Origin of the sequence: Dactylosporangium sucinum (assembly GCF_014647515.1) — a bacterium.
Lineage (GTDB): Bacteria > Actinomycetota > Actinomycetes > Mycobacteriales > Micromonosporaceae > Dactylosporangium > Dactylosporangium sucinum.
The window spans coordinates 321,067-331,649 of record NZ_BMPI01000003.1 but is presented as its reverse complement, the minus strand read 5'-3'; the positions used below and the strand labels follow the sequence as shown (position 1 = coordinate 331,649).

The following is a 10,583-nucleotide window of genomic DNA, read 5'->3' as shown; positions in this document are numbered from 1 at the left end:
CGATGGCCCGGTGGTCACCAGTGGTGCATCGGCACTCTCTCAAACGCCGACACAAGGATGGTGGCCCAGTGAGCGGTTCCGAAGCGGAGCGCAGCGGAGCGGAGGGGGCATGAACCGTCGACTTGTCGAAGGAGCGCAGCGCGCCGGGCTCGCCGTCGCCGCCTCCGCCGCCTGGCCCGAGCCGGGCGACGGCCCGCCGCCGGCCCTCGCCGGATTCGTGCACTCGACGTTCAACCCGCTCGTCGCCGCGGTCTCCGGCCGCTGTGTCGAGCGCCACCGGGAGAGCGCTCCCACACCGACCGCGACCACCGCGATCGTCCTGGTGAGCGCCGTCGGCGACGCGGCCAGCGCCGCGCACGTCGCCGACGCCGTCGACCACGGCGGCCGGGTCGGGCCGCTGTTCTTCTTCCAGTCCGTGCCGAACGCGGTCGCCGGTCACATCGCCGCCCGCTGGTCGCTGACCGGGCCGGTCGTCTGCGTCGGCGACACCGCCGCGGGGCTCGACGTGGCGCGGCTGCTGCTCGCCGACGGCGACGCCGACGAGGCACTGCTCGTCGAGCTGCGCCAGGACACCGCCGGCCGGGAGACCGCGACGGCCGTCGTCCTCATCGAGGAGGGAGTCACCGCATGACGAACCGCAGCGCCGCGGTCACCGGCATCGGGCTGGTGACGTCCGTCGGGGAGACCGCCGCCGCGGTCTTCGACGCGATGTGCGAGGGCCGCTCCGGCCTCGTGCGGCCGCCGGACGGCCACCCGCTCGCCGGGTCGGCGGACGTCGCCGCGCTCGCCCCGCCGATCGACCCGGCGAGCGTCCTGCCGGCGCCGGAGACCCGCGTCGTCGACCGGTACATCGTGATGGCCCTCCGCGCGGCCGAGCTGGCGCTCGCCGACGCCGGGATCGTGGCCGGCCGGGACGTCGACCCCTACCGCGTCGCGGTCATCGTGTCCGGGACCGGCGGCCTGGCCACCCTCGACGCGCAGGCCGTGCTGCGCGCGGAGAAGGGCCGCCTCGGGGTCAGCCCGTACCTGCTGCCGGGCATGCTGCCGAACATGGGCGCGGCCCGGGTGGCCATGAAGTACGGCTTCCAGGGGTACAGCTCCTCGATCGGCACCGCCTGCGCCGCCGGCGCCCAGTCGATCGGCGAGGGCCTGCGGCTGCTGCGCGCCGGCGAGGCCGACGTCGTCGTCTGCGGCTGCAGCGAGGCGCCGCTGTTCCCGACGCTCGCCGAGACGTTCGGCAACGCCCGCGCGCTCGCCCGCGGCTGGGCCGACCCGACCGAGGCGAGCCGCCCCTTCGACCGCCGCCGCAACGGGCTCGTGCTCGGCGAGGGCGCGGGGGTGTTCGTCCTGGAGCGCCCCGAGCACGCCGAGGCGCGCGGCGCCGCCCGCTACGCCGACCTGGTCGGCTGGGGCGCCACGAACGACGCCCACCACCCGACGACGCCCCGCCCCGACGGCTCGGCGGCCGCGGCCTGCATGGTCCGCGCCGTCGCCGACGCCGGCCTGGAGCCGGGCGACATCGGCTACGTGAACGCGCACGGCACCAGCACCAAGCTCGGCGACGTCGCCGAGGCCACCGCGATCCGCACGGTGTTCGGTGCCGCCACCCCGCCGGTCAGCTCGACCAAGGGCGTCACCGGGCACATGCTCGGCGCGTCCGGGGTGGTGGAGGCGGCGGTCGCGGTGCACGCGCTGCGCCGCGGGGTGCTGCCGCCGACCCACAACCTCGACGAGCCCGACCCGGCGTGCGACGTCGACCACCTGACCGAACCCCGTCCCGTGCAGGTGCGCCACGTCCTGTCCAACTCGTTCGGGTTCGGCGGACACAACGTCAGCCTCGTCTTCGGGCCGCCCAGCTCGGCCTTGACGAAGGCCCTGACCTAGGGCGGACAGGCCCGCGAAAGGGAAGCAGGCAATGGAGATCCTCGGCACCGACCACATCGAGTTGTACGTCGGCGACGCATGGCAGGCCGCCGGCCAGCTGTGCGCGACCTACGGCTTCCACGTCATCGGGCAGGGCGGCCCGGAGACCGGCCTGGCCGGGCAGCGCAGCGTGCTGCTGGGCCAGCGTGACATCCGGATCCTGCTCACCTCCGGGCTGAGCAGCGGCCACCGGGCGAGCCGGTACGTCGCCCAGCACGGTGAGGGCGTGGCGATCGTCGCGTTCGGGTGCGCCGACGCCGGGGCGGCGTTCGAGGAGGCGGTCGCCCGCGGTGCGACGGCGGTCCAGGAGCCGCGGCGGTACGAGCGGGACGGCGAGACGGTCGTCACCGCGGAGGTGTCGGGCTTCGGCGACGTGACCCACCGGCTGGTCCAGCGCTCCGGTGACGCCTTCCTGCCGGGCGCGCTCGACGAGGTGGCGATGGCGGAGCCGGACGCGGAGGACCTGCTGCACACCATCGACCACGCCGCGATCTGCCTGCCGGCCGGCGAGCTCGACGCGACGGTGCGCTACTACGAGCACGTGTTCGGCTTCGGCATGATCTTCCAGGAGTACATCGAGGTCGGCGAGCAGGGCATGCAGTCGAAGGTGGTGCAGAGCCCGTCGGGCGGCGTCACGTTCACGCTGATCCAGCCGGACATCAGCCGCCGCGCCGGGCAGATCGACGACTTCGTCGCCTGGCACGAGGGCGCCGGCGTGCAGCACATCGCGTTCAGCACCGACGACATCGTGCGGGCCGTGCGCACGCTCGGCGACCGGGGCGTCGAGTTCGCCCAGACCCCCGGCAGCTACTACGACATGCTCGACGCCCGGCTCGGCGCCGTCGACGTGCCGGTGGACCGGCTGCGCCCGCTGGGCATCCTGGTCGACCGCGACCACTGGGGCCAGATGTACCAGATCTTCGCCAAGTCGACCCACATCCGGCGCACGTACTTCAACGAGCTCATCGACCGCCACGGGGCCCGCACGTTCGGCACCAGCAACATCCCGGCGCTCTACGCGGCGAAGGAACGCGAACTCGCGGCGATCCGCGAGACCACCATGTCTGAAGGGACGGCATCGTGACCACCTCGGTGACCAACGCGTTCGCGCTGTCGGAGGAGGAGCAGGCGCTCCTGCCGACCGACGACGAGGTCGAGGCGTACGCGCGGCAGGGCTGGTACCTCACCCGCAAGCTGCTCACCGACGCGGAGGTCGACGAGCTGACCGCGGCGAGCGAGCGCTTCTACGCCGGCGAGCGCTCCCGCACGCTGCCGGTCCGCCCGTCCCGGCTGGCCTACTGGGAACCGTCGAAGGGCACGGTCCAGCGGCACAACGACTACATCCACTACGAGAGCGACGCGATCGCCCGGATCCTGCGCAAGCCGCTCATCGGCGCGGTCGCCGCCCGCCTGGCCAAGGCCGACGAGATCCGGATCTGGCAGTCGACGCTCATCTACAAGCCGCCGATCTCGGGCGAGCCGTCGAACGTGGTGCCGTGGCACTTCGACCGCCACTACTGGCAGGCCTGCACGTCGGAGGAGATGCTCACCGCGTTCATCCCGTTCCACGACTGCGGCGTCGAGATGGGCACCATCACGATGGTCGACGGCAGCCACCGCTGGGAGGAGATCGGCGCCGACGACACCACGACGCGCCACTTCGCCGAGCGCGACAACGAGGACCTCGACCGGATGCTGGCGGACAACGCGGCGCACAACCACGCCGAGGTGCGCAAGATCCCGATGGTCATCCCGAAGGGGCACATGAGCTTCCACCACTGCCGGACCTACCACGGCAGCGGCGCGAACGTGAGCCCCGACCCCCGCCGGGCCATCTCCTTCCACCTGCAGCCTGGCGACAACGAAAACCGCTCGTTCCGGCTCTCCACCGGGGACACCGTCGCCTACAACCACGATGTCCTGGTCCGCCGGACGGCCGACGACCGGCCGGACTACGCCGATCCCGAGTTCTGCCCCGTCCTGTGGCGGAACTAGTACACCTGAAGGAGGTACCGTGTCCCGCTACGACTGGGGTCAGCGCCACCCGGGCATCGACCGGCTGGAGGAGCTGATCGCCGACGCCCGCACCGAGGTCGTCGGCCACCCGATCTACGCCCGCCTCGACAGCCTGCCGGCGATCCGCACGTTCCTGGAGCACCACGTCTTCGCCGTGTGGGACTTCATGTCGCTGCTCAAGTCGCTGCAGCGCAACCTGACCTGCGTCGAGGTCCCGTGGATACCGACCGGCCCGACCGGCAGCCGCCGGCTCATCAACGACATCGTGCTGGTCGAGGAGAGCGACGAGCTGCGCGGCGGCTTCATCAGCCATTTCGAGCTGTACCTCGAGGGCATGACCGAGGCGGGCGCCGACCGCACCGTCGTCGACGCGTTCATCGGCCTGCTCCGCGACCGCAACCCGGTGCCCGCCGCGATGGCCGAGGCCGGGGTGCCGGAGGCCGCCGCCGAGTTCGTCCGGCTCACCTGGCACCTCATCGAGAGCGCGCCGATCCACTGCCAGGCCGCCGCGTTCGCGTTCGGCCGCGAGGACCTCATCCCCGACATGTTCCAGCAGGTCATCAAGGTGAACGAGCAGGTCGGCAACCTCGGCACGTTCGTCGACTACCTGGCCCGCCACATCGAGGTCGACGGCGAGGAGCACACGCCGATGGCCATGCAGATGGTCACCGACCTGTGCGGCGACGACGAGACCAAGTGGAACGACTGCGCGGAGACGATCAACCTCGCGCTGGCCGCCCGCGCGAGGCTCTGGAGCGGCATCCTCGCGAAGATCGACGAGGCTGTCCCGGCCGTCCAGGGAGCCTGACGTGACCGACGCCGCCGGGCTGTACCGGACGGTCCGCCTGATCCGCCGCTTCGAGGAGCGCGCCGTCGAGCTCGTGCACGACGGCACCATCCTCGGCGGCATCCACCCGTACCTCGGGCAGGAGGCGATCGCGGCCGGCACCTGCGCCGCGCTGCGGCCCGACGACGTCATCACCAGCACGCACCGCGGACACGGCCACGTCCTGGCCAAGGGCGCCGACCCGGCCCGCACGATGGCCGAGCTGACCGGCCGGGCGACCGGCCTGAACCGGGGCCGGGGCGGCTCGATGCACGCCGCCGACGTCTCGCTGGGCATCCTCGGCGCCAACGCGATCGTGGGCGCCGCGCTGCCGATCGCGGCCGGCGCCGCGTGGGCCGCGCGGCGCGCCGGGCTGGACCGGGTCGCCGTCACCTACTTCGGCGACGGCGCGGTCAGCCAGGGCGTGGTGCTCGAGACGCTCAACCTGGCCGCGCTGTGGCGGGTGCCGGTCGTCTTCGTCTGCGAGAACAACGGGTTCGCCACGACGACCCGGTTCGCGGACGCGGTCGCCGGCACCGTCACCGGCCGGGCCGCCGCGTTCGGCATCCCGGCGTCCACCGTGGACGGTGCCGACCCGGCGGCGGTGCTCGCGGCGGCGCGGGAGGCGGTCGCGCGGGCCCGGGCCGGGGACGGGCCGTCGCTGATCGAGTGCGTGGTGTACCGCTTCGACGCCCACCACACCTGGGAGCACTCGGCCCGCCCGCGCTACCGGACCGACGAGGAGGTGGCCGACGGCACGCGCCGCGACCCGGTCGAGATCCAGGGCGCGCGCCTCGCGGCCCCGGCCAGAGCAGCGATCGACGCGGACGTCGAGGCGGTGCTCGACGAGGCGGTGCGGTTCGCGCGCGAGAGCCCGTTCCCCGACGTGGCCGGGGCGCTCGACCATCTCTACGCCGACGGCCTGCGGGCCCGGGCGGGGGTGGCCTGATGCCGAACCTGTCGTACCTCAAGGCGCTGAACCGGGCGCTCGGCGCCGAGATGGCCCGCGACCCGGCGGTGTGCGTGTTCGGCGAGGATGTGCGGGTCGGGGTGAGCAACGTGACCACCGGCCTGCTCAAGAAGTTCGGCCCCGAACGGGTCGTCGACACGCCGATCTCGGAGCAGGCGTTCACCAGCTTCGCGACCGGGGCGGCCCTGGCCGGGCTGCGGCCGGTCGTCGAGTTCCAGATCCCGGCCCTGCTGTTCCTCGCCTTCGAGCAGATCGCCAACCAGGCGCACAAGTTCTCGCTCATGACCGGCGGGCAGGTGCGCGTGCCGGTCACGTACCTGCTGCCGAGCTCCGGCTCCCGCGGCGGCTGGGCCGGGCAGCACTCCGACCACCCGTACAGCATCTTCGCCCACGTCGGCGTGAAGACCGCGGTGCCGGCCACCCCGGAGGACGCCTACGGCCTGCTGCTCGCCGCGATCCGCGACGACGACCCGGTGGTCGTGTTCGCCCCGGCGGGTGCCGTGGGCGTGCGGGCGGACGTCGACCTGGCCGCGCTCGGGCCGGTGCCGCTCGGCGTGGGCCGGGTGCACCGCCCCGGCGACGACGTGACGCTGGTCGCGGTCGGCCACCTGGTGCACGACGCGCTCGCGGTCGCCGAGGAGCTGGCCGGCACGGTGTCGGTCGAGGTGTTCGACCCGCGCACGCTGCACCCGTTCGACTGGGCCGGGCTCGGCGCGTCGCTGGAGCGCACCGGCCGGCTCGTGGTGGTCGACGACTCGAACCGCTCCTGCGGGATCGGCGGCGAGATCCTCGCGACCGCCGCCGAGCAGCTGCGGCTCGTCGCCCCGCCGAAGCGGGTGACCCGCCCGGACGGCGCGGTGCTGCCGTTCGCGCGGGACCTGGACCTGGCCCTGCAGCCGACCCGCGACCAGATCCGCGCGGCCGTCGAGGCCGTCGCGAAGTCCTGACTGACACAGAGGGAGTACTCCGATGGCGTCCACGAGCATCCGGGCGGCGCTCGCCGCCGATCCCGGCGTCGGCGCGGGCAACGTCCTGCACAAGCTCATCGAGCACGGCGCGCCGCTCGACGGGCCGGGCATCGCGTTCGACACCCCGGTCGACGGCTTCCCGGCCTGGCAGGGGCTGACGCTCGGCGAGCTGTACCACCGGGCCGCGGCCCGGGCCGCCTGGCTGCACGCGGCCGGCATCCGCCGCCGCGACCCGGTCGCGATCTACGTGACGACGGCGGCCGACTGCTTCCTCAACTGGATGGGACTCACCTGGCTCGGCGCGATCCCGGCGCTCATGAACCCGAACATCCCGGGCGAGATCGCCGCCGAGTACATCCGCAAGCTGCGCGGCGTCGCGCTGCTCACCGACCAGGCGCACCTGGAGCGGCTCGCCGGGCAGGACCTCGGGATCCCGGTGCACGACGTCGCCGAGACCGGCACCGGGGACCCGGCCACCGCGCCGGCGCCGTTCCGCCACCACGCCGACGACCCGATCGCGATCACCCACTCGTCGGGCACCACCCGGATGCCGACCGCGGTCGTGCACTCGCACGCGAGCCTGTTCCACGCGACCCGCCGGATCCGGCTCAGCGGCCCGCGGGCGCAGGGCACCGAGCGCATCCTCAGCGCGCTGCCGGCGCCGCACGCGGCCGGCATCATGACCATCAACCACGCCCTGAGCAACCGCTCCGACCTGCTGTTCCTGTCCCGGCAGGACGACGGCGCGGCGGTGCTCGAGGCGATCGAGCGGTGGAAGCCGACCGGCGTGTTCGGGTTCGCGGTCACCTGGGCCGAGTTGGCCCGCTTCGACCTCGACGCGCACGACATGGCGTCGGTGTCGCTGTGGTTCAACACCGGCGACTGCGCGCACGAGCCGCACATCCGGCACCTGGTGAACGCCGGCTCCCGCAACGTCGTCACCCGCGAGGGCGTGCGGCGGGTCAAGGGCTCACACTTCGTCGACGGGCTCGGCTCGACCGAGATGGGCCACTCCGCCTTCCACATCACGCACCGGCCCGACACCGAGCGGTACGGCCGCTGCGTCGGCGTCCCGCACGTGTTCGCCGACGTCGCGCTCCTCGACACGGCCACCGGCAAGGAGGTGCCGGTCGGCGCGGTCGGCCACTTCGGCCTGAAGTCGCCGACCCTCGCCCCCGGCTACTGGAACGACCACGTGAACACCTACCGCAACCGGCTCGGCGGCTACTACCTCACCGGCGACCTCATGTTCCGCGACGAGGAGGGCTACTACTACCACGTCGACCGGGCCGTCGACTCGGTCGACCTCGGCGGCGGCAACTGGCTCTACACGGCCATGTCGGAGGAGCAGATCCTGCGCGCGATCCCGGCCGTGCGCGACTGCACGGTCGTGGCGGTGACGGCGCCGAACGGCTCGGTCGTCGCCGACGTCCTGCTGTCGCTGCACGCCGGCGCCGACCCGTCCCGCGACCACACCGAGGCGGTGCGCGGCGCGCTGAGCCCGGCGGTGGCGGCGACCCTGCGCAAGGTGGTCGTGTTCCCCGACGAGGACATCGTGGTCGGCCCGACCGGCAAGGTGCGCAAGTTCCTCATGCGGCAGCGGCACCTCGCCGAGCTGGCGAATGCCTGACACGGCCACGCCGCCCGTCGCGGACACCGGGATCCGGCCCACGGAGCGGATCCCGGTGCGCTTCTCCGGCGACGGCGCCGGGACCGCGGAGCTGTCCTGGGGGCAGCGGGAGATCTGGCGGACGATGGTGCGCCAGCGCTCCTGGCTGCCCATCGGCGGCTGGTCGCGGCTGGCCCCGGGCACCACGCTCGACAACGTGGCGGCCGAGCTGCGCTGGGCGATGCGGCGGTACCAGCCGATGCGCACCCGGCTGCGGTTCGGCCCCGGCGGGCGGCCGTTGCAGGCGGTCGCCGACCGCGGCACGATCGGGCTCGACGTCTACGACTGCCCCGACGGCGCCGACCCGGCGGCGTTCGTGGTGGCGCTCGACGCGCAGGACCGTTCGCGGCCGTACGACGTGGTCGAGGACTGGCCGGTGCGGATGGGCGTGGTCCGCCGCCGCGGGGTGCCGACCCACCTGTCCACCGTCATGTGCCACCTGGTGACCGACGGGCTGGGCGGGCGGCTGTTCCTGCGGGAGGTCGCCGACCCGTCCTCGGCCGCGCCGCTGACCGGCACCCAGCCGCTCGAACAGGCCCGCTGGCAGGCCTCGCCGGCCGGGCAGCGGCAGCACGCCGCCGCGCTGCGGCACTGGGAGCGGGTCATGCGCCGGCTCCCGCCGCCGCTGGTCCACTCTACTGTGGACGGTCCGCGGTACCGCCGCGGCGAGTTCCGCTCCACGGCGCTGCCGCTCGCCACGCACGCGGTGTCGCAGCGGACCGGCGCCGACTCGTCGCAGGTGCTCATGACCTTTCTGACGCTCGCGCTGGGCTCGCTCGGCGACGGCCCGGTCGTGCTGCGGCCGATGGTGAGCAACCGCTTCCGGCGGGGCTTCGAGACGGTCGTCGCGATGGTCGCGCAGCGCGGCATCTGCGCCGCCGACGTTGCGGGCGTGCCGTTCGCCGAGGCGCTGCGCCGGGTGGGCTCGGCGGCCGTGGGCGCGTACAAGTACGCCTACCTGGATCCGGACGGTGCCGACGGCCTCGCCGCCCGGCTGGGGGTCGACGCCGAGGCCGGGCTGTGGTTCAACGACCGGCGGGTCGCCACGCGGCAGGGCTTCTCCGGCGGGCTACCGGCCGCGGACGCGCTGCGGGCGGCTGCCGACGGCGACTTCCGGTGGACCGTGGCCCAGGACGACCCGTTCGACCCGCTCAGCGTCGACGTCGACGACGCGCCGGGTGGCGCCTGGCTGCTGACCGTCTTCACCGACGCGGCCCGGCTCGGCACGGACGGCGCCGAGGAACTGTTGCGGGCGGCGGAACGGATCGCGGTGCGGGAGGCACTATCGTGACGGCGCTGGTGGCCGTGGGAACCCACGTGCCGGAGGGGCGGGTGCCGGTCGAGGCACTCGCGGAGCGGTTCGAGCTGACCCCGATGCAGGTCCGCGTGTTCCGGCGATATCACAAGATCGGGCAGGCGGCCCACGCACCCTCGGCGTCCCTCGCCGACCTCCTCCGGGCCGCCCTCGCCGACCTGGCGCTGACCGGCGAGCAGGCGGCGCGGGTGCGGTACGTGCTCTACGCCCGCACGTTCCCGGTCGTCGTGCCGTACCCGCACAACCCGCTGCACGACGTGTGCCGCGACGCCGGTCTCGGGCACGCGCAGGCGTTCGCGGTCGGCCAGCAGGCCTGCGCGTCCGGGCTGCTGGCGATCGACCTGGCCGGGCGGCTCCTGGAGGGCGAGCCGGACGCGCTCGCGGTGGTCCTCACCGGGGAGAAGGCGTTCACCGGCGAGGCGCAGTTCGTGCCGGAGACGTCGATGTTCGGCGAGGGCGCGGCGGCCTGCCTGGTGTCGGCGTCCGGCGACCGGGACCGGCTGCTGTCCTATGTCGCGCGGCTGCGCGGCGAGTTCGACGGCGAGCTGGAGGAGGTCGCCGGCGAGTTCCAGCGCATCTACCACGACGCGCTCGGCGAGGCCGTCACCGCCGCCGTCGCGAAGGCCGGCCTGGAGCCGGCCGACATCGCCGTGATCCTGCCGCACAACGTCAACGTGGTGGCGTGGCAGCGCACCTGCAAGCGCATCGGCTACCCGCTCGACCGGGTGCTGCTGGAGCACGTCGCCGACTACGGCCACGTGTTCTGCGCCGACGCGTTCGTCAACCACCGCACCGCCGTCGCCCGGGGGCTGCTGCGGCCCGGGGACCGTTACGTGGTCGCCGCCGCCGGGGCCGGCCGGGGCGCGACCTTCGCCGCCATGGTCTTCGAGCACTGA

Annotated in this window: 10 protein-coding genes; all 10 read left to right on the top strand. The window is 73.8% G+C overall.

The features are described 5' to 3' along the window. The first annotated feature begins 109 nt into the window (after positions 1-109). From IEZ31_RS04175 to IEZ31_RS04130, 10 genes are read left to right on the top strand one after another with little or no spacing between them, the layout of a single operon-like run. Complete coding sequence (locus tag IEZ31_RS04175; protein ID WP_190248343.1) at positions 110-631, top strand: hypothetical protein; 522 nt, start codon at positions 110-112, stop codon at positions 629-631. After that, positions 628-1,884 (top strand): beta-ketoacyl-[acyl-carrier-protein] synthase family protein, encoded by a 1,257-nt coding sequence (locus tag IEZ31_RS04170; protein ID WP_190248342.1) that lies wholly within the window; start codon positions 628-630, stop codon positions 1,882-1,884. The genes IEZ31_RS04175 and IEZ31_RS04170 overlap by 4 nt, the downstream gene beginning before the upstream one ends. Positions 1,885-1,915: 31 nt before the next feature. Continuing rightward, complete coding sequence (gene hppD, locus IEZ31_RS04165) at positions 1,916-3,007, top strand: 4-hydroxyphenylpyruvate dioxygenase (RefSeq protein WP_190248341.1); 1,092 nt, start codon at positions 1,916-1,918, stop codon at positions 3,005-3,007. Further along, entirely contained in the window at positions 3,004-3,918 is a 915-nt protein-coding gene (locus IEZ31_RS04160) for a phytanoyl-CoA dioxygenase family protein (protein ID WP_190248340.1), read from the top strand. The genes hppD and IEZ31_RS04160 overlap by 4 nt, the downstream gene beginning before the upstream one ends. Before the next feature lie 19 nt (positions 3,919-3,937). Further along, positions 3,938-4,747: a DUF3050 domain-containing protein gene (locus tag IEZ31_RS04155; RefSeq protein ID WP_190248339.1), complete on the top strand. Its 810-nt coding sequence runs from the start codon at positions 3,938-3,940 to the stop codon at positions 4,745-4,747. A gap of 1 nt (position 4,748) precedes the next feature. Continuing rightward, positions 4,749-5,714: a thiamine pyrophosphate-dependent dehydrogenase E1 component subunit alpha gene (locus IEZ31_RS04150; RefSeq protein WP_190248338.1), complete on the top strand. Its 966-nt coding sequence runs from the start codon at positions 4,749-4,751 to the stop codon at positions 5,712-5,714. Continuing rightward, positions 5,714-6,682 (top strand): alpha-ketoacid dehydrogenase subunit beta, encoded by a 969-nt coding sequence (locus IEZ31_RS04145; RefSeq protein WP_190248337.1) that lies wholly within the window; start codon positions 5,714-5,716, stop codon positions 6,680-6,682. Before IEZ31_RS04150 ends, IEZ31_RS04145 begins: the two co-directional genes overlap by 1 nt. Positions 6,683-6,704: 22 nt before the next feature. Then, the gene (locus IEZ31_RS04140) at positions 6,705-8,333 is read left to right on the top strand and encodes a class I adenylate-forming enzyme family protein (protein WP_190248336.1); all 1,629 of its coding nucleotides are present in this window, start codon (positions 6,705-6,707) and stop codon (positions 8,331-8,333) included. Beyond that, on the top strand, positions 8,326-9,663 hold the full coding sequence (locus IEZ31_RS04135) for a condensation domain-containing protein (protein WP_190248335.1): 1,338 nt from the start codon (positions 8,326-8,328) through the stop codon (positions 9,661-9,663). Before IEZ31_RS04140 ends, IEZ31_RS04135 begins: the two co-directional genes overlap by 8 nt. After that, the gene (locus tag IEZ31_RS04130) at positions 9,660-10,583 is read left to right on the top strand and encodes a 3-oxoacyl-[acyl-carrier-protein] synthase III C-terminal domain-containing protein (protein WP_190248334.1); all 924 of its coding nucleotides are present in this window, start codon (positions 9,660-9,662) and stop codon (positions 10,581-10,583) included. The genes IEZ31_RS04135 and IEZ31_RS04130 overlap by 4 nt, the downstream gene beginning before the upstream one ends.